Raw genomic sequence first — 21,453 nt, forward strand, 5'->3', positions numbered from 1 at the left:
CCAACCCAAGGAGCGACCGTGAGCGCCACTTATGAATTCACCCGCGCCGAGCTGATGATTGCCGCCGCCGCCCGCGAATGGCGCGACGACGGCGAGGTGCTGGCCACCGGCATCGGCACCGGCCCGCGCATCGCCGCCGGCCTGGCGCGGCTTGCGCACAACCCGGGCCTGCTGCTGACCGACGGCGAGGCCTACCTGGTGGAAGCGCCGGTGCCGCTGGGCCCGCGCGAGCCCGGCTACAAGGTGCGCGCCAGCGGCTGGATGGGCTACTCGCGCGTGTTCGACTGCCTGTGGGGCGGGCGGCGCCATGCGCTGGTGATGCCGACACAGATCGACCGCTTCGGCCAGGCCAATATTTCCTGCCTGGGCGGCACCCATGCGCAGCCCAGGACCCAGCTGCTGGGCGCGCGCGGCTTTCCCGGCAACAGCATCCACCACGCCAATTCCTTCTTCGTGCCGGCCCACAGCACGCGCGCGTTTGTCGCCGGTGAAGTCGACATGGTCTGCAGCGCCGGCTACAACCCGGCCCGCCAGCTGGAGGGCATGCGCAGCTTCGTTGACCTGCGCGTGATTGTCACCGACCTGTGCGTGATGGATTTCGGGGGGGCTGACCATGCCATCCGCGTGCGCTCGCTGCACCCGGGGGCGAGCTTCGACCAGGTGCAGGCGGCCACGGGCTTTGCGCTGGCGAATACACCCGGCGAGGCCCTGCCGGAGACGGCGCCGCCGACACCGGAAGAGCTGCGGCTGATCGCCCAGCTTGATCCGCACAACCTGCGCGCGGCCATCGTGCGCGGCAATCCTTCCGGACGCGTGTGAGGCCGACATGACAACGCCAGCTACCGAAGCCATCAGCCTTGGCCCCAATGCCGAGGTGCTCTACCAGGTCGCGGACGGCATTGCCACCGTGACCATGAACCGGCCGCAGTTCCACAACGCGCAGAACTCAAAGATGACCTACGCGCTGGACGAGGCCTACCGGCGCGCCGCCGCGGACGACGCGGTCAAGGTGATCGTGCTGCGCGGCGCTGGCAAGCATTTCTCGGCCGGGCACGACATCGGCACGCCGGGGCGCGACATCAACGAGTCGTTCGAGCGTGCCTCGCTCTGGTATGACCATGTCAACAAGCCGGGCGGCGAGTTTCTCTATGCCCGCGAGCAGGAGGTCTACCTGGGCATGTGCCGGCGCTGGCGCGAGCTGCCCAAGCCGACCATCGCCATGGTGCATGGCGCCTGCATCGCCGGCGGGTTGATGCTGGCATGGGTATGCGACCTGATCGTGGCGTCGGACGATGCCTTCTTTGCCGATCCGGTGGTGCGCATGGGCATTCCCGGCGTCGAGTACTTCGCGCATCCCTACGAGCTGCATCCGCGCATCGCCAAGGAGTTCCTGTTCCTGGGCGAGCGCATGGGCGCCGAACGCGCCGAGCGCATGGGCATGGTCAACCGCGTGGTGCCGCGCGACGCGCTGGAAGACACCGTCTACGGCATGGCCGCCAAGGTCGCGCAGATGCCGCGGCTGGGCCTGACGCTGACCAAGCAGGCGGTCAACCATGTGGAAGACCTGCAGGGCAAGCGCACCGCGATGGATGCGGTGTTTGCCTGGCACCACTTCGCCCATGCGCACAACGAGCTGGTCAGCGGCGACAAGCTCGGCGGCTATGACGCGCGCGCCATGGCCGCTTCGCAACGCACCGGCGAGGACAAGGCATGAGCCCCGCGAGCCTGCACACCGTGCTGTGCGACCTGCTGGGCTGCCGCTACCCCATCGTGCAGACGGCGATGGGCTGGGTGGCGGATGCGAAGCTGGTCGCGGCCAGCGGCAATGCCGGGGCCTTCGGCTTCCTGGCCGGCGCCACCATTGCGCCCGGCGAGGTCGAGCGCGAGATCCTGCGCGTGAAGGCGCTCAGCGACCGGCCCTTCGGCATCAACTTCCACATGTTCCAGCCCAACGCGGATGAAGTGATCGAGATGGCGATCCGCCACCGGCTGCGCGCCGTCAGCTACGGGCGTGGCCCGGACGCGAAGATGATCGGCAAGCTCAAGGCGGCCGGCGTGGTCTGCATGCCGACCGTGGGCGCGGCCAAGCATGCGGCCAAGGCCGTGGAACTGGGTGCGGACGTGGTCACCGTGCAGGGCGGCGAGGGCGGCGGCCATACCGGCGGCACGCCGACCACGCTGCTGCTGCCGCAGGTGCTGGACAGCGTGAGCGTGCCGGTGGTGGCCGCCGGCGGCTTCTTCGACGGCCGCGGACTGGCCGCGGCACTGGCCTACGGCGCGGCCGGCGTGGCCATGGGCACGCGCTTCCTGATGTCGGCCGAATCGCCGGTGCCGGCGCCAACGCTGGAGCGTTACGTCAAGGTGCGCGACCCGGCCAGCATCCGCGTATCGCTGGCCATTGACGGCCTGCCGCAGCGAATGATCGACAACGACCTGCTGCTGGCGCTGGAGAAGGCCGGTCCGCTGCGGCGCACCTGGCTGGCGCTGGCGGCCGCGCGCAAGTGGCAGGCGCGTACCGGCATGCGCAGCGCGCAGATGCTGGCCACCGCCTGGCGCGCGATGCGCGAGCAGGACTACAGCGCCGCCCAGACCCTGATGGCCGCCAACGCGCCGGTGCTGATCCAGCGCGCGATGGTCGAGGGATGCCCCGATGAAGGCGTGCTGCCCAGCGGCCAGGCCGCCGCGGCGATCCGGGCCATCGAATCCTGCGAGCAGATCGTGGCCGGCATGGCCGCGCTGGCACAGGCGCGCCTGGCGGCGCTGGCTGGCGCCGGACTGGCTGCAGCGGCCTGACCCACAGACAGAGGAAACCATGCAAACGAACAAAAAGACCGGGCCGTTCCGCATCGACACCGCCGACGGCATCGCCGAACTGGTGATCGACCATGCGCCAGTCAATGCGCTCGACTGCGCCGGCTGGCATGCGCTGGCCGCCGCGATCGACCAGCTGGGCACCGATCCCGCCGTGCGCGTGATCGTGCTGCGCGGCGAAGGCCGCGGCTTCTGCGCCGGCGTCGACATCAAGGAGCTGGCCGCGCACCCGCAGCGCATCGTCGATGTCAACGCCGGTAACTACGCCACCTTCCGCGCCGTGCACCGCAATCCCAAGCCGGTCATCGTGGCCGTGCACGGCTTCGTGCTGGGCGGCGGCATCGGCATCTGCGGCGCGGCCGACATCATCGTGGCCGCAGATTGTGCGCGCTTTGGCGTGCCGGAGATCGACCGCGGCGCCATGGGCGGCGGCGCCCACCTGCAGCGCATGTTCGGCGTGCAGAAGGTCAGGGCGATGTACTTCACCGGCGAGATGATCGATGCCGCCGAGGCGTACCGGCTGGGCGCGGTCGAGCGCGTGGTGCCGCGCGCAGAGTTGCGCGAGGCCGCCATGACGCTGGCCCGCCAGATCGCCGCCAAGAGCCCGGCCATGCTGCAGCTGGCCAAGGAAGCGCTCAACGGCGTGGAAGACGGCAACTTGGAGGACAAATACCGCTGGGAACAGGGCTTCACGCTGCAGGCCTACATGAGCGCCGATTCCGGCGAGGCGCGCGCCGCCTTTGTCGAAGGCCGCGAAGCCCGCTTTGCGCAGGGAGAGCGCGATGCAGCTTGAATACACCGACGCCCAGCGCGCCTTCCGCGCCGAGGTGCGCGACTGGATGGCCGCGCACGTGCCGCGCACGCCGCTGGCGAGCTTCGATACCGAAGCGGGCTTCGCCCAGCACCGCGCGTGGGAGGCCACGCTCAACCAGGGCCGCTGGAGCATGGTCACGTGGCCGGCCGAGCTGGGCGGGCGCGGCTGCGACCTGATCGAGTGGCTGATCTTCGAGGAGGAGTACTGGCGTGCCGGCGCGCCGATGCGCGTCAACCAGAACGGCATCTTCCTGCTCGGGCCCACGCTGATGGAATTCGGCACCGAGGCGCAGAAGGCGCGCTTCCTGCCGCGCATGGCCTCGGGCGAGCATGTCTGGGCGCAGGGCTGGTCCGAGCCGAGCGCAGGCTCGGACATGGCCGCGATCCGCTGCAGCGCGATCCGGCAGGGCGATGACTATGTGATCAACGGCCAGAAGATCTGGTCGACGCGGGCGGTGTGGGCGGACTGGCTGTTCGGCCTGTTCCGCACCGACCCGGCCTCGACCCGACACCATGGCCTGACCTTCATCCTGATGCCGCTGGACACGCCCGGCATCACCGTGCGCCCGATCCGCCAGCTCAACGGCCAGACCGGCTTTGCCGAGATCTTCTTCGACGACGTGCGCGTGCCGGTGGAAAACCGCCTGGCCGCAGAAGGCGCCGGCTGGCAGGTGGCCATGGCCACCGCCGGCTTCGAACGCGGCCTGATGCTGCGCTCGCCGGCGCGCTTCCAGGAAACCGCGCGCGCGCTGGTCAGGCTGTACCAGGCCAACCGCGAGGCGGCGGACCGCGACCCGTCGCTGCGCGAGGCGGTGCTGCGCGCCTGGATGGACGCCGAGGCCTACACGCTGTCCACCTACGCCACCGCGAGCCGCCTGGTGCGCGGCGGCCATATCGGCGCGGAGTCGAGCACGAACAAGGTGTTCTGGTCCGAGCTGGACATCCATATGCACGATACCGCGCTGGCCATCCTGGGGCAGTCCGCAGAGGTCGCGCCCGACGGCCAGCCGCCGGGTTCGCTCGGCCACTGGCTGGATGGCTTCCTGTTCTCGCAGGCCGGGCCGATCTATGCCGGCACCAACGAGATCCAGCGCAATATCGTCGCCGAGCGCCTGCTCGGCATGCCGCGCGCATGACGGCACCCGGGGAAAACACCATGGATTTCGCATTGACCGAAGAGCAGGAGCAGTTTGCCGAGGCGATCCGGCGCTTCCTGATGACCGAGATGACGCCCGAACTGACGCGCGAGCTGTGGGCCACCGAGTCTGGCCGCTCCGACGCGCTGTGGCGCCAGCTTGCCAACCAGGGCCTGACCGCGGTGATGGTGCCGCAGGAGCAGGGCGGACTGGGGCTGGGCGAGGTCGAATGGGCGCCGCTGGCGCAGGCCTGCGGCTACTTTGCGCTGCCCGAGCCTTTGCTGGACACTGCGCTGGTCGCGGCCGGGCTGCTGCGCGATGCGCTCGCGGCGGCGCCGAACGCCTCGGCGCACGAACGCTGCGCCACGCTGCTGGAGCGCATCGCCGCCGGCGATGCCCGCGTGGCGGTGGCGCATCCGCAAGAGCGGCTGGTGGCCGACGCCCATGTCGCCGACGCGATCCTGTGCGCGCACGAAGGTGCCGTGCACCTGCTGCGGCCCGACCAGGCCGTGCTGACGGCGCGCACCGGGCTCGATCCTTCGCGCCGCCTGTTCGAGCTGGCGTGGACGCCGGCCGCGGAGTCCGAACTGATCCCGTCCGGTAGTGGCCTGTGGAGCAGCGCGCTGAACCGCGGCGCGCTTGGCGTGGCCGCGCAGCAGCTGGGCCTGACCCAGCGCATGCTGGACCTGGCGATCGACTACAGCGCGCAGCGCAAGCAGTTCGGCAAGGCCATCGGCGCCTACCAGGCGGTCAAGCACCTGCTGGCCGACGTGGCGATCCAGCTCGAGTTCGCCCGGCCGGTGCTGCTGCGCGCCGCCGCCGCGCTGGCGCACGGCCTGCCCGACGCGGGCCTGCATGTCTCGCACGCCCGCGTGGCCGCCGCGCGCTGCGCGTGGAGCGCGGCGCGCCAGGCGATCCAGGTGCATGGCGCAATGGGCTACACCTGGGAGCTGGACCTGCAGATCTTCACCAAGCGGGCCTGGGCCCTGGCGGGAAGCTGGGGCGACCGTGCCTTCCACAAGGCGCGCATGGGCGCGCACATCCTTGACGGCGCGCATGAGATCGGCGCCGGCGCCACCTTCGCCTGAATCCAAAGAGAACCATGACCATGAAAGACGCCTATATCGTTGATGCCCTGCGCACGCCCACCGGGCGCCGCAAGGGCGGACTGTCGCACATGCACGGCGCCGACCTGGGCGGCTTCGTGCTGGCCGAGCTGGTGCGCCGCAACGGCATTCCCGCCGAGGACTATGACGACGTGGTGTTCGGCTGCGTCGACACCATCGGCCCGCTGGCCGGCAATATCGCCCGCAGCGCGTGGCTGGCCGCCGGCCTGCCGCTGACGGTGCCGGGCGTGACCGTGGACCGCCAGTGCGGCTCGTCGCAGCAGGCAGTGCACTTTGCCGCGCAGGCGGTGATGAGCGGCACGCAGGACGTGGTGATTGCCGGCGGCGTGCAGACCATGACGCAGATCCCGATCTCGTCGGCCATGCTGGCAGGGCAGGCGCTGGGGTTTGCCGACCCGTTCTCGGGCAGCAAGGGCTGGCAGGCGCGCTTTGGCGATGCGCCGGTGTCGCAGTTTCACGCGGCGCAGCGCATTGCCGATCACTGGAAACTGTCGCGCGAGGCCATGGAAGCCTACGCGCTGGCAAGCCATCAGCGCGCCGCCGCGGCCATCGAAGGCGGCCGCTTTGCGCGCGAGATCGTGCCGTGCGCAGGCGTGAAGCATGACGAGACCCCGCGCCCCGATACCACGCTGGCCAGGATGGCTGCGCTGGAACCGCTGATGCCCGGCAGTTCGCTGACTGCGGCTGTGTCCAGCCAGACCGCCGATGCCGCCGCCGCGCTGCTGATCGTCTCGGAAGACGCGCTCAAGCGCTACCAGCTCAAGCCGCGTGCGCGCATCGCGCATATGAGCGTGCTGGGCGACGACCCGCTGTGGATGCTGACCGCGCCGATCCCTGCAACCAGACGCGCACTGGAGCGCAGCGGCCTGCGCCTGGCCGATATCGACGTGGTCGAGATCAATGAAGCGTTCGCCTCGGTGGCGATGGCATGGCTGGCCGAAACCGGCTACGCGGCCGAGCGCACCAACCCCAACGGCGGCGCCATCGCACTGGGCCACCCGCTGGGCGCCACCGGCGCGCGCCTGATGACCACGCTGCTGCATGAGCTGGAACGCACCCGCGGGCGCTACGGCCTGCAGACCATGTGCGAAGGCGGTGGCCTGGCCAACGTCACCATCATCGAACGCTTGTAAGGAGACCGCCATGGGAATCTGCGACGCACGCACCGTCATCATCACCGGCGCCGGCGGCGGGCTGGGCCGTGCCTATGCGCTGGCCTTCGCCGCCGAGGGCGCCAACGTGGTCGTCAACGACATCCGGCGCGAGGCGGCCGAGGCCGTCTGCGCGGAGATCCGTGCAGCCGGCGCGAAGGCAAAAGCGGCGCTGGCCAGCGCTGACGACATCACGCAGCTGGCCACCGCGCAGCGCATCGTCGATGCCGCGGTCGAGGCCTTCGGCGAGGTCCACGTGCTGGTCAACAACGCCGGCATCTGCCGCGACCGCATGTTTGTCAGCCTGACCGAAGCGGACTGGGACGACGTCATGCGCGTGCACCTGCGCGGCCACTTCTGCCTGGCCAACCTGCTCGCCAAACGGTGGCGCGATGCCGCCAAGGCCGGCCGCGCCGTCGACGCGCGCATTATCAACACCAGCTCCGGCGCGGGCCTGCAGGGTTCTGTCGGGCAGTCCAACTACGCCGCCGCCAAGGCCGGCATTGCCGCGCTCACGCTGGTGCAGGCCGCCGAGCTGGGCCGCTATGGCATCACCGCCAATGCGCTGGCGCCGGCGGCGCGCACCGGCATGACCGAAGACGTGTTCGCCGACATGATGCGGGCGCCGGCCGACGGCTTCGACTACTACGACCCGGCCAACGTCGCGCCGCTGGTGGTGTGGCTGGGCAGCGCCGCCTCCGCGCAGGTCAACGGGCGCATGTTCGAGGCGGCCGGCGGCATGGTTTCCGTGGCCGACGGCTGGCGCACCGGACCCAGGACCGACAAGGGATCGCGCTGGCAGCCGGCCGAACTGGGCGCAGCCGTGGCGGAACTGCTGGCGCAGGCGCAGCCGCCCCAGCCGGTCTACGGCAGCTGAGCGCGACGGCCATGGACTTCTCCCTTAGCCTCGAACAGCAGATGGTACGCGACAGCGCGCGCGACTACCTCGCCGCGCACAGCGATTCGGCGGCGGTGCGGCGCGTGACCGAGGCGGGCGCCGCGCACGACGAAGCGCTGTGGCACGCGGTCGCGGGCGAACTCGGCTGGTGCGGCATCGCACTGCCCGAAGCCGTGGGCGGCGCCGGCCTGGGGGCGCCCGGGCTGGTGCTGCTGCAGGAACAACTGGGCCAGCGCCTGGCCTGCGTGCCGTTCTGGTCCGCCGTGTGCGTGGCCGCGCCCTGGCTGCAGGCCAGCCTGGGCCCGCGCGGCAGCGCGCATTGGCTGGAACGGCTGGCGTGTGGCGAGCTGCGTGCCGCCGCGGTGTTGCCGGACGATGGCGGCTGGCAGTACGACGGCGTCGCCATTGGCGCGCAGGCGGGCGCGGATGGCTTCGTGCTGCGCGGCTGCGCCGCCCAGGTGGCCGATGCCGCCGGCGCCGACTGGCTGCTGGTGCCGGCCCGGCTCGAAGACGGCGTGCCTGCGCTGTTCCTGCTGGAGCCAGCAGCACTGGCACAGGATGCGCGAATCATGCTGGCGCCGCTCGATACGCTGGACCGCACGCGGCCGCAGGCCGCGCTGCGGCTGGACGGGCTGCCCGTGCCCGCCAGCGCCTGCCTGGCGCGCGCGGACGCGGCGGCGTTTGGCCTGGCCCAGGCCTGGTGGCACGGCAAGCTGATGCTGGCGGCGGAGCAGCTTGGCGCGGCCCAGCAATGCCTGGACCTGACCGTAGCTTATGCCTCGGAACGGATCCAGTTCGGGCGCGCCATCGCCTCGTTCCAGGCGGTCAAGCACCGCTGCGCGCAGATGATGGTGCTGGTCGAGGCGGCGCGCTCGGCGGTGTATGGCGCGGCGCAGGCGTGGGAAACGGGCGAGGTGGCCGATGGTACCGGCATCCGCCTCGACATCGCCGCCGCATCCGTGGCAGCCGACGATGCCCTGCGCTTCTGCGCGCAGGAGGCCATCCAGTTGCATGGCGGTGTCGGCTTCACCTGGGAATACGACCCCCAGCTCTATTTCAAGCGCGCGCAGGCCGCCAGCCACTGGCTGGGCGGTGCCGGCGCGGCGCTGGCGTATCTCGCAGCAAATGGCCCGAACGCGTGGAGGACAGCATGACAGCGAATCAAGAGGCGGCATTCCGCGCCGAAGTCGCGCAGTGGATGGCCGCCAACCTGGCCGGCGAGTTCGCCTGCCTGAAGCACCGCGGCGGCCCCGGCGACGAAGAGGCCTATCCCGAACTGCGCAAGGCGTGGGAGCGCCGGCTGGCCGAAGGCGGCTGGACCGGCCTGGGCTGGCCGCGCGCGCATGGCGGGCGCGAGCTGCCGGTCATGCAGCAGGTGATCTTCCATGAGGAATACGCGCGGGCAGGGGGGCCGGGCCGCATGGGCCATATCGGCGAGGGGCTGATCGGCCCGACCCTGGTCGCCTTCGGCACCGACGACCAGAAGGCGCGCTTGCTGCCCGGCATCCTGAACGGCACCACGTTCTGGTGCCAGGGGTATTCGGAGCCTGGCGCGGGCTCGGACCTGGCCAATGTGCGCACGCGGGCGGAGCGCGATGCGGCCACCGGCGACTGGCTGGTGAGCGGCCAGAAGGTGTGGACCTCGCTCGCGCACGATTCGGACTGGATCTTCGTGCTGGCGCGCTGCGAGCCCGGCTCGCGCGGCAGCAAGGGCCTGGTCTTCCTGATGCTGCCGCTGGACCAGCCCGGCATCGAGATCCGGCCGATTCGACAGATGGGCGGCGGCGCCGAATTCAACGAGGTGTTCTTCGACGGCGCACGTGCCGCCGCCGCCGATGTGCTGGGCGCGCCCGGCGATGGCTGGCGCATCGCCATGGCGCTGCTGGGCTTCGAGCGCGGCATCTCCACGCTGGGCCAGCAGATGCAGTTCACGCATGAACTGGAATGGGTGGCGCAGGCCGCGCGCGACAACGGCAGCAGCCGCGACGCGCTGGTGCGCCAGCGCATCGCGCGCGCCTGGGCCGGCCTGCGCGTGATGCGCGCCAATGCGCTGCGCATGCTGGCGGGCGCGGCGCAGGCGGGCCAGGACGGCGGCACCGCGCTGCAGCGCGACGCGCTGATCTACAAGTACTACTGGTCCAACTGGCACCGAGACCTGGGCCAGCTGGCGCTGGACGTGCTGGGTCCGCTGGCCAATGTGCTGGACGCCGGCGACACGCGCCGCACGCGGCTGCAGCAGATGGCGCTGTTCTCGCGCGCCGACACCATCTACGCCGGCACCAACGAAATCCAGCTCAACATCATCGCCGAACGCGGCCTCGGCATGCCGCGCGAAGCACGAGGACAGTCATGACCCTGAACACCGAAATCCCCAGCGGCCCGGCCTATGTGCCTGGCCATCAGTTGCTCGCCGGCAAGAGTGTGCTCATCACCGCCGCGGCGGGCGCCGGCATCGGCTTTGCCGCCGCGCGCCGCTGCGCCGAGGAGGGCTGCCGCGCGCTGATGATCTCCGACGTCCATGAGAAGCGCCTGGCCGAAGCGGTCGGGCGCCTGCGCGCGGAAACCGGCCTGCAGGCGATCCATGGCCAGCTTTGCGATGTATCGGATGAAGCGCAGGTGCGCGCACTTGTGGCCGCCGCCGAAGAAGCCTTGGGCGGAACCGACGTGCTGATCAACAACGCCGGCCTGGGCGGCTCGCGCCGCCTAGTTGATATGGACGATGCCGAGTGGTCGCGCGTGATCGATATTTCCCTCACGGGCACCTTCCGCATGACGCGAGCGATGTTGCCGCACATGCAGGCGCGCCGGCGCGGCGCCATCGTCAACAACGCCTCGGTGCTGGGCTGGCGTGCGCAGAAGGAGCAGTCGCACTACGCCGCGGCCAAGGCCGGGGTGATGGCGCTGACGCGCTGCAGCGCGATGGAAGCCGCCGAATTTGGCGTGCGCATCAATGCGGTGGCACCCAGCATCGCGCTGCATGACTTCCTGAAGAAGTCGGCGCCGGCCGACCTGCTGCGCCAGCTCAGCGAGCGCGAAGCGTTCGGGCGCGCGGCCGAGGTGTGGGAGGTGGCCAATGTGATGGTATTCCTGGCCAGCGACTATGCCTCGTACATGACGGGCGAGGTGCTGCCGGTGAGCAGCCAGCGGGCTTGAAGGGAAACAGTTGGGACCGGGAACAACGCAGGAACCAGACATGCCAAGAATCTTCCGTTCTGCCGAAGACATCCACGCCGCCGTCGGCCAGCGCCTCGGCGAGAGCGCCTGGACCCAGATCACCCAGGAACAGGTCAACCAGTTCGCCAATGCCACCGGCGACCACCAGTGGCTGCACGTGGACCCGGAGCGCGCCGCGCAGGGCCCATACGGCGCCTGCATCGCGCACGGCTACCTGACGCTGGCGCTGGTCAACCAGTTCCTGCCGGAGCTGGTCACGGTCGAAGGCATGAAGTGGGGCGTCAACTACGGCTGCGACAAGGTGCGCTTCCCGGCGCCGGTGCGCGTGGGCGCGCGCGTGCGCGGGGTGGGGGAACTGGTGCGGGCCGAGACCTTGCAGGGCGGCGTGCAGTCGGTGGTGCGCATGACCGTGGAAATCGAAGGCGGAGACAAGCCGGCCTGCGTGGCCGAGACCATCAGCCGCTATTACTTCTGAACAGGAATCCGGAATGAAAGAAGCAGTCATTGTCGCCGTCGCGCGCACACCGATCGGCAAGGCCTTCCGCGGTGCCTTCAACGACACCGAGGCCCCGGTGCTGGGCGGCCACGTGGTGCGCGCGGTGGTGGAGCGCGCCGGCGTGGATCCGTCCGAGGTGGAAGATGTGCTGATCGGCGCGGCCGCGCAGCAGGGCACCCAGGGCTACAACCTGGGCCGCCTGTGCGCGGTGGCGGCCGGCCTGCCGGACAGCGTGCCCGGCATGACCATGGACCGTATGTGCGGCTCGGGCCTGATGACGATCGCTGCGGGCGCCCGCGCGATCCAGTGCGGCGAGGCCGACATCATCGTCGCCGGCGGCGCGGAATCTATCTCGCTGACGCAGACCAGGCACAAGAACAGCTACCGCGCCCAGTCCGAAGCGGTGCTGGCGCGGCAGCCGGCAGCCTATATGGCAATGATCGAGACCGCCGAGGTGGTGGCGCGCCGCTATGGCATCAGCCGCGCCGAGCAGGACGCCTACGCCTGGCGCAGCCAGCAGCGCACCGCCGAGGCGCAGCGGCGCGGTGCCTTCGATGACGAGATCGTGCCGCTGGAAACGCGCCGCGCGCTGTTCGACAAGGCCGGCACGCTGACCGGCCACGAGACCGTTCGGCTTGCGCACGACGAGTGCAACCGGCCCGATACCACGGCCAGCAGCCTGGAGGCGCTGAAGCCGGTCTGGAGCGGCGGCCAGGCGGTGGCCGCCGGCGAGCACATCACTGCCGGCAATGCCTCGCAGTTGTCGGACGGCGCCGCCGCGGTGCTGATGATGAGCGCCGACGAGGCCCGCCGGCGCGGCCTGCGCCCGCTGGGCCGCTACCGCGGCATGGCGGTGGCGGGCTGCGCGCCGGACGAGATGGGGATCGGCCCGGTATTCGCCGTACCCAGGCTGCTCGCGCGCCATGGCATGACGGTGGCCGACGTGGGCCTGTGGGAGCTGAACGAGGCCTTTGCCTGCCAGGTGCTGTACTGCCAGCAGAAGCTGGGCATCCCGGATGCGCGCCTGAATGTCAACGGCGGCGCGATCTCGATCGGCCATCCGTTCGGCATGTCGGGTGCGCGCATGACCGCGCATGCATTGATTGAAGGCCGGCGCCGCGGCGTGCAGCAGGCAGTGGTGACCATGTGCATCGGTGGCGGCATGGGTGCCGCCGCGCTGTTCGACGTTCTGTAATCACAAGCAGCCCCTGCAGGGACGGCCCGCAACGAGGCCGCCTGCCATCACTCCAACCGGAGGAGACATCATGAAACGACTGATCGGCGTCGCCATGTCGCTGGCCGTGCTGGCCACCGCGGTATGGGCCTTCGCGCCGCGCCCGCTGCCGCCTTTCGCGGCCACGACGCTGCGCCCGGACGGCCTGCAGGTCAACGGCATCGCGCGCGCCGGCGAGCGCCTGGTGGCAGTGGGCGAGCGTGGCCAGATCCTGTTCAGCAATGACCAGGGCCGCAACTGGCGCTCGGCCGCCGTGGATCAACCGCAAGGCGCCGCGTTGACCCAGGTGGCCTTTGCCGACAGCCGCCACGGCATGGCGGTCGGGCACAGCGGCTGGATCTTGCGCACGGAAGACGGCGGTGCGCACTGGCAGCAGGTGGCGTTCGACGCGAGCTCGTCCGATCCGCTGCTCGGCGCCTGGGCCCAGGCGGGCGGCCCGTGGTTCGCGGTCGGCAGCTTTGGCCGCTTCCTGGTCTCGCACGACCAGGGCAGGCACTGGGAGCCGGCCGCAGACAAGGCCATGCAGGACCGCCACCTCAACGGCATTGCCGGCGACGGGCAGGGGCGCCTGATGCTGGTCGGCGAAACCGGCCTGGTGCTGCGCTCGCCCGACGGCGGCAGCCGCTGGGAGGTGGTGAAGTCCCCCTACGAGGGATCGCTGTACGGCGTGCAGCCGCTGCGCGATGGCGCCTGGCTGGCCTTCGGCATGCGCGGCAACGCCTTGCGCAGCGAGGACTTCGGCGCCACCTGGCAGGCCGCGGACACTGGCCTCAAGACCTCGTTCTTCGGCGGCGTCGAGCTGCCCGATGGGCGCATCGTGCTGGCCGGGCAGGGTGGCACGATGGTGATGTCCGCCGACGGCGGGCGCCACTTCACCGCCCTGCCCGCCGGCAGCCCGCAGACCCTGGCCGCGCTGGCCCCTGCCGGCAAGGACAAGCTGGCGCTGGGCGGCAATGGCGGCCTTGCCGGCGCCACGCTCGCCGCCAACCCCCGCTGACCCTGGCTTACCGAATGCGAGAACGATCATGACCCGCCCCCATTCCTCCGGCCGCCTGGGCCGCCTTGTCGATGCCTGCGCCAGCCTGCTGATGCACCGGCGCCGCCTGCTGCTGGTGCTGTGCCTGGCCGTGACCGTGGCGCTGGGCGCCTCGGCCACGCGGCTGCGGCTCGATCCCGGCTTCAACAAGATGATCCCGCTGCAGCACCCGTTCATGCAGGTGTTCACCAAGTACGCGAGCACCTTTTCCGGTGCCAATACGGTGCTGCTGAGCCTGCGCTGGAAGGGCGACGGCGATATCTACAACGCGGCCTTCATGGACAAGCTGCGCCGCGCCACCGATGACGTGTTCTTCATCCCCGGCGTGGACCGCTCGCGCGTGTTCTCGCTGTTCACGCCCAATGTGCGCTACACCGAGGTGACGGAGGCGGGCTTTCGCGGCGACGTGGTGGTGCCGGGGCGCTTCTCCGGCACGCCGGCCGAGCTCGACAAGGTGCGCCGCAACGTGGCGCGCTCCGGCCAGATCGGCCGCCTGGTCAGCAACGACCTGAGGTCCGCGCTGATCCGCGCGGAATTGCGCGAGACCGATCCGGCCACCGGCAAGACCATCGACTACGGTTCGGTCGCGCGCCAGCTGGAGAAGATCCGCGGGGACTTCAGCGGCACCGACGTCGAGGTCAATATCGTCGGCTTTGCCAAGCTGGTGGGCGATGTGGAAGAGGGCATCGCCGGCGTGATGGGCTTCTTCGCGCTGGCCTTCGCCGTGACCGCGCTGCTGCTGTGGCTGTACACGCGCTCGCTGCGTATCACGCTGCTGTCGCTGGCGGTGGCGCTGCTGCCCGTGGCCTGGCTGCTGGGCCTGCTGCCGCTGCTGGGCTACGGCATCGATCCGATGTCGATCCTGGTGCCGTTCCTGATCTTTTCGATCGGGGTCTCGCACGCGGTGCAGATGACCAATGCCTGGAAGCAAGAGGTGGTGCAGGGACATGGTGCGCTGGACAGCGCCAGCGCGGCCTTCCGCAAGCTGTTCATCCCCGGCACGGTCGCGCTGCTGACCAACGCGCTCGGGTTCATGGTCATCATGCGCATCGAGATCGACATCGTGCGCGAGCTTGGCATCACCGCCTGCCTGGGCGTGCTGCTGATGATCGTGACCAACAAGGTGTTCCTGCCGATCCTGCTGTCGTACACGCGGCTGGAGCCGTCGGCGCTGGCATCGGCGCAGGCCCGGCGCGCGCACGGAACCGGCGGGCTGTGGCAGAAGTTCGGCGCGCTGGCGCGTCCGGGCCCGGCGCTGGGCGTGTTCGTTGCCGCGCTCGCGTTGCTGGCGGCCGGCGCCATCGATTCGCGCGGCCTCAAGATTGGCGATGTCGGCAGCGGCGCACCGGAACTGCGCGCGGATTCGCGCTACAACCGCGACAGCGCCAGCATCGTGAGCCAGTACAACATCGGCTCGGATGCGCTGACCGTGGTGGTGGAACCCACCGGCTTCGACGACGGCTGCCTGCACTACCCGGTGATGAGTGCGGTGGAACGCTTCGAGATGCATATGCGCGGCGTGTCCGGCGTGCAGTCGGTGGTGAGCGTGTCGTCGCTGGCCAAGGTGGTGATCGGCGCCTACAACGAGGGCAACCCGCGCTGGGAGGCGCTGCCGCGCAGCAGCGAGGGCCTGAGCCAGGGCGCCAAGGCCTTCGACCCGGACAACGGCATGAATACCTCGAACTGCCAGGCCATCCAGGTGCTGATCTACACCGCCAACCATGAGGGCGCCACCATCGCCCACATCATCCGCGAGATCCGCCGCTTCACCGCCGCCGACAAGACCCCCAACGTGGCGTTCCGCCTGGGCGGGGGCAATATCGGCGTGATGGCGGCCACCAATGAGGCCGTGGAAGAAGCCGAAGTGACCATGCTGCTGTCGATCTTCGGTGCGATCACGCTGCTATGCCTGCTGACGTTCCGCTCGTGGCGCGCGGTGCTGTGCATCATCGTGCCGCTGACGCTGGTGTCGGTGCTGTGCAATGCGCTGATGGCGCGGCTTGGCATCGGGCTGAAGGTGTCGACGCTGCCGGTCATCACGCTGGGCGTGGGCGTCGGCGTGGACTACGGCATCTACCTGTATGAGCGCATCCAGCACCAGATCCGCGAGGAAGGGCAGGCCCTGCCGCAGGCCTTTGCCGAGGCCATGCGCCAGCGCGGTTCGGCGGCGCTGTTCACGGCGCTGACGATGTGCATCGGGGTGGGCACCTGGGCCTTTGCCGCGCTCAAGTTCCAGGCCGACATGGGTATCCTGCTGGCCTTCATGTTCCTGGTGAACCTGTTCGGCGCGGTGTCGCTGCTGCCGGCGCTGGCTGCTTGGCTGGGGGTGGAGGAAGAAGAGCGTGCGCGCGTGGCCGCCGGTGGTGCCGGTGGCGCCGCGCGCGGCGAGACGGTGCCGCCGGCGCACGCCCTGAAATCCGACGCGGTGTAAGGCCGATGACCCGGAGAGACAGCATGCACGATCACCAGGCTTACGCGGCGGCGGCATTCACGCCGGTCCGCATCGGCCCGCTCACGCTGCGCAATCGCATTATCAAGGCCGGCGCCAACGAGGGCATGACGCCGCAGGGCCTGCCGACCGAGGCGCTGGTCAGGCACCACCGCGAGCTTGCCGCGGGCGGCGTGGGCATGACCACGGTGGCGTATGCGGCGGTGGCCGACGACGGCCTGACTTTTTCGCACCAGCTCAGCATGCGCCCGGAGCAGGTTGCGCACCTGCGCGTGCTGACCGATGCCGTGCATCGCGAAGGCGCGGCGGCCTGCCTGCAGATCACCCATGCGGGCTCGTTCACCACCATGCGCCATGGCGGCAGCCGCGCGCCGGGCAGTGCTTCATCCGGACTCAATGCCTTTGGCATGCTGCATGGCGTGTATTTCCAGCGTGCCATGCGCGAGGCGGACATGGCGCGCGTTGCCGGCCAGTTTGCCGCCGCGGCGCGGCTGGCGCGCGAAGCCGGCTTCGACGCGGTGGAAATCCACATGGGGCACGGCTACCTGCTCAACCAGTTCCTGTCGCCGCTGAGCAACCGTCGGCGCGATGCGTTCGGCGGCAGCGTGGAGAACCGCACCCGCTTTCCGGCCGCGGTACTGCGCCAGGTGAAGGACGCGGTCGGCGCCGAGCTGGCGGTCTGCTGCAAGCTGAGCGTCAGCGACGGCGTGCCGGGCGGCAACGAACCCGCGGATTCCGCCGTGAGCGCGCGCCTGCTGGAGGCGGAAGGCGCCGACCTGCTGACCCTCAGCGGCGGGCGCAACGTCGAGAGCCCGTGGGCGCTGTTCGGCAGCCCCATGCCCACGGCGCAGATGAAGGCCGCCGCACCGACCGCGGTGGCGCGCTTCGGCATCACCATGCTGGAGAAGCGCACGCCGCGCGCGCTGGCCTTTCGCGAGCTGTACTTCCTGGAGGCGTCGCGCGTGGTGCGGCGGGCGGTGCGCATGCCGCTGGCCTATATCGGCGGCGTCAAGTCGATCGGCAATGTCGCGCAGCTGATGGAAGAGGGCTTCGACTGCATCGCGCTGGCGCGCGCGCTGATCCACGATCCCGCACTGGTCGCCAACTGGCGCAGCGGCGCGGTGGCGCATTCGGCCTGTGACAGCTGCAATGGCTGCGTGGCGCGGATCTACGATCCGGCCGGTGTCAGTTGCGTGCATGGCCCGGGCAATGACCCGGCGCTGACGAAGATTGCCGCGCTGCAGTAGTCCGATGGGACGATGAGCCGCCGGCCAGACGCTCTTATCTTGAAGGTCCCACGGGAATTCAAGGAGACAGACGCCATGACCGCTGACGGCAACCAGACTGGCTACAAGACCGGCTACAAGATCGAATCACGCCCGCTCGAGGCCCGCTACGCGCGCGGCTGGCATTGCCTCGGCCTGGCCGATGGCTACCGCGACGGCGTGCCGCACACGCTGAATATCTTCGGCCGGCGCCTGGCGGCGTTTGCCGACTCGACCGGCGCGATTCGCGTGATCGACGGCTACTGTCCGCACATGGGCGCAGACCTGAGCACCGGCACCGTGCAGGGCGACAACCTGGTCTGCCCGTTCCACGGCTGGCAGTGGGGCGGCGACGGCGGCTGCAAGTCCATTCCCTACTGCAAGCGGGTGCCGCCCAAGGCCCGCGTCGGCGCCTGGGAGACCTGCGAGCAGAACCACCTGCTCTTCATCTGGCACGATCCCGAAGGCCGCCCGGCACCCCCCGAGGTGGCGATTCCGCGCATCGATGCCTGCTTCTCTTCGGATTGGTCGGACTGGGCCATCGACGAGATGCTGATCCGCACCAATTGCCGCGAGCTGGTCGACAATATCTCCGACATGGCGCATTTCGGCACGGTCCATGGCGCGCCGGTGGACTATTTTGCCAACCTGTTCGAAGACCACAAGGCCACGCAGCTGATGATCGGGCGCAGTGCCCGGCTCTCGGGCGATGCGCAGCTGACGGCGCTGTCCACGTACTTCGGGCCCGCATACCACATCACCGAGATGATCGGACAGATGGGCGACCAGCAGATCCACTCGATCCTGCTCAACTGCCATGTGCCGATCGACCTCAACAGCTTCGCGCTGCGCTACGGCGTGTTGGTGAAGAAGATCCCGGGGCTGTCCGAGGAACAGAACCGTGCCATGGCGCAAGCCTATGTGGAGCAGGCCAAACAGGCCTTCTACGAGGACGTGGCGATCTGGGACAGCAAGATCCGCATCGACAACCCGTTGCTGTGCGAAGGCGACGGGCCCCTCTACCAGATGCGTGACTGGTACCAGCAGTTCTACACCGACTTGGAGCAGGTGCGGCCGTCCAGCGTGGCACGGCGCATCTTTGAGCTGAACCCGGGCAATATCGAGCCGCCGGCGCTGCGGCATGTGTTCGAGGCCTGATGGCAACCTCCACGGAACCTCGCACCATGAAAACCGTCGTCATTACCGGAGCCGCGTCCGGTATGGGCGCGGCCGTGCGCCAGCGCATGCTCGCCGACGGCTGCCGGGTCATCGGCATCGACCTGCGCGATGCCGACATCGTTGCCGACCTGTCCAGCCCGCAGGGCCGCGCTGCCGCGATCGACGCCGTACTGTCGCGGTCAGGCGGCCGCATCGACCAGCTGGTCTGCTGCGCCGGCCTGGGCCCGCATGTCGAACCCGCAACGCTGGTGGCATCGGTCAACTACTTCGGCTTGGTAGCACTGCTGGATGGCCTGTTCGAGGCGCTGCACCAGGGCTCGGATCCGTGCGCCGTGGTGGTGTCGTCCAACTCGGCCACGCTCCAGTCCTGGGAGGGCAGCCCGCTGCGTGATGCCTACCTTGCCGGCGATGAGCCAGGCGTGTGCACGATGGTGGCGGCCGCCGCGGCGGCGGAAGCCACCCGGGACCAGGCTGGCTATATCGCCTATGCCAGTTCCAAGCATGCGGTGGCGGCGGCCGCGCGGCAACGTGCGGCCGCGTGGGGACAGGCCGGCGTGCGCCTCAACGTGGTCGCGCCGGGGGCGGTGGAAACGCCGCTGCTGCAGGCCGGTCTGAAGGATCCGCGCTATGGCGATGCCATTCGCGATTTCCTGCCGCCGCTTGGGCGCCGCGCCCAGCCTGAAGAGGTGGCCGCGCTGATCGCGTTCCTGTGCGGGCCGCACGCTGCCTACATCCATGGCAACGTGGTGTTCATCGACGGCGGCCTGGATGCCGCGCAGCGACCGCTGAACTTCTGATCTCCTGGCCAATGGGGCATGCCCCCGCGAGCCGCGGCGGATGCCCCATTTTTGTTCGATGGCGCTCCGGACTTACGTGACCATGACATCGTCCTGCATCCGGCGCTCGCGTTCGCCGGGATACAGGGCCTTCTTTTCGAGGTAGAAGCACTCGGCGCAGCCCGGGTTGCAATCGGAGCGGCTGGGCTTTGCCATGTAAAAACCCCCAAAAGTCGTCTCCGACTTCTGGGGGCAGTTCAGGGCGGGGAGGGGAGCGCGACCGGGCGCCAAAGGCTGCGCCCGGCCGGATATCACGATGGGATCAGGTACCCGACCCGCGCGCGGCGTCCGGGGAGAAGAACGCCTCGTTGAATTCCGGGCTGTTGTTCAGCGTTGCCATCGGGCCTTCGTTGGTCAGGCGGTCGGCCATGTAGGCACCCGAAATCAGGTCATGGTAGAACACCGTGGTCGGATAGTAGCGGCGTGCATCATAGGCGTACACCGAGGCCTGGAGATTGGTGCGCCACAACTGGCCCCGGCCATCGTAGTTGTCGGCCGCCAGGGCCAGCCAGCTGTCTTCGTCGAGATACAGCACGCGTTTCGCATACTGGTGCCGGAAACCGGACTTGAGCGTGGCTTCCAGTACCCATACCCGATGCGGTTCATAGCGCATCGCGTCCGGATTGGCATGGCCATTCGTGAGCAGCTCCTTGTACTTGACGGAAGTGCTCTGCAGCTTGTAATTGTGGTACGGGACGAAGATCTCTTTCTTGCCGACGATCTTCCAGTTGTAGCGTTCGCCCGAGCCGTTGAAGAGGCGGTCGTCGTCCACGGTGCGGAAGCCGCCGGGACCCTGGGGCTGGTCAAAGCCGAATTCCGGCGCCTGGCGCACCCGCCGCGTGCCCGGGTTGTAGATCCACGTGCGGTTGGTGTCGGAACCCTCCTGGTCCCAGACCGCGTAGCCAACGATCACCTGGCCGCGGTCACGCAACGGCAGGTCGGTGGCGGTGCGGAAGAAGGAGCGCTCGTTGAGGGCGCTGCGCGGGTCGAACTTGCCATTGTTGCGCGGCGACAGGATGCTGTACGAGACGCGCCCCCACGCGATCGAGCCGTTCGGATACACCACGGCCTGGTCGAACTGAGCCTTCTCGGTGCCGATGGCCGACGAGAAACGCTGGTTCCACAACAGCTCCATCGCGGTTTTCGGAATCGGGTAGGGAACCTGCGGACCCGCTTCCTTCAGGCCGTTGGCATCGCTCGTCATGCTGACGGTGGTGGCGTAGGTGCGGATGTCCTTGTAGACCGCGTCCTCGTAGCGGAAATCGCGATGGCTTGGGTACACCGGCATCTTGAAGGTGTCGGGATACTTCTTGAACAGCGCCTTCTGCCCGTCGCTAAGCCGCTCGGCATACTGCGCCATGTTCTGCGCCGTGATGACGAACAGCGGCTTCTCATCGGCATACGGGTCCGGGTAGCGTTCGCCGCGCTGGTATTTGACATGCGCCGGCGTGCCCAGCCACTTGCCGGACCATGCCGGGACCTCGCCGTCCTTGCTGGCGGCGCGCTCGGCGCCCATCGGCGTGAGGGGGCCATCCAGTTGCTTGAGCTCCTCCGGGGTGGCCTTCGCCCACGATGCCGCCGCCAGGGCCATGCTGGTGAGCAGCAGGCCACCGCGTATCAGTTGTCTTGTGCTGGATTTCATTGAAGTCTCGCTCCTTGTAAAGAGGAATTGCCGGCGCCGGCTGTGCCTGTGCCTGTGGTGACAGCGTAGTGATGGCGCGGCGGCGGGGAATCGTTGGAACGGACTAGTGGATTTCCCTAGCGCCCGGCGTGGCGGGGCGGGGACAATCCGGGTGGCGTGCCAGCATCCCGCGAGGATTGCGGGAGCGTACCGGGGTGGTACGGGAA

At 69.4% G+C, this 21,453-nt stretch carries 20 protein-coding genes; 18 read left to right on the forward strand and 2 right to left on the reverse strand.

The genetic code is table 11. The features are described 5' to 3' along the window. Window positions 1-18 precede the first annotated feature (18 nt). The 18 genes from AC3WQZ_RS15050 (at window position 19) to AC3WQZ_RS15135 (ending at window position 19,566) form a co-directional block, all read left to right on the forward strand. A complete protein-coding gene (locus AC3WQZ_RS15050) occupies window positions 19-819 on the forward strand; it encodes a CoA-transferase subunit beta (RefSeq protein WP_439672490.1) in 801 nt (266 codons plus the stop codon). A 7-nt stretch (window positions 820-826) separates the two neighbouring features. Beyond that, window positions 827-1,714: an enoyl-CoA hydratase gene (locus AC3WQZ_RS15055; RefSeq protein WP_010813979.1), complete on the forward strand. Its 888-nt coding sequence runs from the start codon at window positions 827-829 to the stop codon at window positions 1,712-1,714. After that, entirely contained in the window at window positions 1,711-2,793 is a 1,083-nt protein-coding gene (locus AC3WQZ_RS15060) for an NAD(P)H-dependent flavin oxidoreductase (protein WP_492293960.1), read from the forward strand. Before AC3WQZ_RS15055 ends, AC3WQZ_RS15060 begins: the two co-directional genes overlap by 4 nt. Window positions 2,794-2,812: 19 nt before the next feature. After that, window positions 2,813-3,604 (forward strand): enoyl-CoA hydratase family protein, encoded by a 792-nt coding sequence (locus AC3WQZ_RS15065; protein WP_010813977.1) that lies wholly within the window; start codon window positions 2,813-2,815, stop codon window positions 3,602-3,604. Next, the gene (locus AC3WQZ_RS15070) at window positions 3,594-4,760 is read left to right on the forward strand and encodes an acyl-CoA dehydrogenase family protein (protein WP_010813976.1); all 1,167 of its coding nucleotides are present in this window, start codon (window positions 3,594-3,596) and stop codon (window positions 4,758-4,760) included. The genes AC3WQZ_RS15065 and AC3WQZ_RS15070 overlap by 11 nt, the downstream gene beginning before the upstream one ends. Window positions 4,761-4,780: 20 nt before the next feature. Next, window positions 4,781-5,848, forward strand: a complete 1,068-nt coding sequence (locus tag AC3WQZ_RS15075; RefSeq protein ID WP_010813975.1) for an acyl-CoA dehydrogenase family protein — start codon at window positions 4,781-4,783, stop codon at window positions 5,846-5,848. Window positions 5,849-5,868: 20 nt separating this feature from the next. Next, complete coding sequence (locus tag AC3WQZ_RS15080; RefSeq protein ID WP_010813974.1) at window positions 5,869-7,020, forward strand: acetyl-CoA C-acetyltransferase; 1,152 nt, start codon at window positions 5,869-5,871, stop codon at window positions 7,018-7,020. Between the two features lie 10 nt (window positions 7,021-7,030). Beyond that, window positions 7,031-7,915, forward strand: coding sequence for an SDR family oxidoreductase (locus tag AC3WQZ_RS15085; RefSeq protein ID WP_010813973.1), 885 nt, complete (start codon window positions 7,031-7,033; stop codon window positions 7,913-7,915). A gap of 11 nt (window positions 7,916-7,926) precedes the next feature. Further along, window positions 7,927-9,090 carry an acyl-CoA dehydrogenase family protein gene (locus AC3WQZ_RS15090; RefSeq protein WP_011616737.1) on the forward strand — a complete coding sequence of 388 codons (1,164 nt, stop codon included), beginning with the start codon at window positions 7,927-7,929 and terminating at the stop codon, window positions 9,088-9,090. Continuing rightward, a complete protein-coding gene (locus tag AC3WQZ_RS15095) occupies window positions 9,087-10,289 on the forward strand; it encodes an acyl-CoA dehydrogenase family protein (RefSeq protein WP_010813971.1) in 1,203 nt (400 codons plus the stop codon). Before AC3WQZ_RS15090 ends, AC3WQZ_RS15095 begins: the two co-directional genes overlap by 4 nt. After that, the gene (locus AC3WQZ_RS15100; RefSeq protein WP_011616738.1) at window positions 10,286-11,089 is read left to right on the forward strand and encodes an SDR family oxidoreductase; all 804 of its coding nucleotides are present in this window, start codon (window positions 10,286-10,288) and stop codon (window positions 11,087-11,089) included. Before AC3WQZ_RS15095 ends, AC3WQZ_RS15100 begins: the two co-directional genes overlap by 4 nt. Before the next feature lie 40 nt (window positions 11,090-11,129). After that, complete coding sequence (locus tag AC3WQZ_RS15105; protein ID WP_010813969.1) at window positions 11,130-11,585, forward strand: MaoC family dehydratase; 456 nt, start codon at window positions 11,130-11,132, stop codon at window positions 11,583-11,585. A 13-nt stretch (window positions 11,586-11,598) separates the two neighbouring features. Then, complete coding sequence (locus AC3WQZ_RS15110) at window positions 11,599-12,801, forward strand: acetyl-CoA C-acyltransferase (RefSeq protein WP_010813968.1); 1,203 nt, start codon at window positions 11,599-11,601, stop codon at window positions 12,799-12,801. 70 nt (window positions 12,802-12,871) lie between these two features. After that, window positions 12,872-13,837 carry a WD40/YVTN/BNR-like repeat-containing protein gene (locus tag AC3WQZ_RS15115; protein WP_492300809.1) on the forward strand — a complete coding sequence of 322 codons (966 nt, stop codon included), beginning with the start codon at window positions 12,872-12,874 and terminating at the stop codon, window positions 13,835-13,837. Window positions 13,838-13,865: 28 nt separating this feature from the next. After that, window positions 13,866-16,307, forward strand: coding sequence for an efflux RND transporter permease subunit (locus tag AC3WQZ_RS15120; protein WP_011616741.1), 2,442 nt, complete (start codon window positions 13,866-13,868; stop codon window positions 16,305-16,307). Window positions 16,308-16,393: 86 nt separating this feature from the next. Beyond that, complete coding sequence (locus AC3WQZ_RS15125; protein ID WP_371852264.1) at window positions 16,394-17,572, forward strand: NADH:flavin oxidoreductase; 1,179 nt, start codon at window positions 16,394-16,396, stop codon at window positions 17,570-17,572. 75 nt (window positions 17,573-17,647) lie between these two features. Beyond that, on the forward strand, window positions 17,648-18,748 hold the full coding sequence (locus AC3WQZ_RS15130; protein ID WP_058697835.1) for a 3-ketosteroid-9-alpha-monooxygenase, oxygenase component: 1,101 nt from the start codon (window positions 17,648-17,650) through the stop codon (window positions 18,746-18,748). Window positions 18,749-18,774: 26 nt separating this feature from the next. Then, the gene (locus AC3WQZ_RS15135; RefSeq protein WP_037025766.1) at window positions 18,775-19,566 is read left to right on the forward strand and encodes an SDR family oxidoreductase; all 792 of its coding nucleotides are present in this window, start codon (window positions 18,775-18,777) and stop codon (window positions 19,564-19,566) included. A 72-nt stretch (window positions 19,567-19,638) separates the two neighbouring features. Here AC3WQZ_RS15135 and AC3WQZ_RS15140 read toward each other — a convergent pair whose 3' ends face one another. Beyond that, a complete protein-coding gene (locus AC3WQZ_RS15140) occupies window positions 19,639-19,761 on the reverse strand; it encodes a hypothetical protein (RefSeq protein ID WP_439672495.1) in 123 nt (40 codons plus the stop codon). Between the two features lie 106 nt (window positions 19,762-19,867). Next, window positions 19,868-21,247 carry a DUF1329 domain-containing protein gene (locus AC3WQZ_RS15145; protein WP_010813961.1) on the reverse strand — a complete coding sequence of 460 codons (1,380 nt, stop codon included), beginning with the start codon at window positions 21,245-21,247 and terminating at the stop codon, window positions 19,868-19,870. Window positions 21,248-21,453 lie beyond the last annotated feature (206 nt).

Source organism: Cupriavidus sp. FW305-26, from assembly GCF_058787975.1.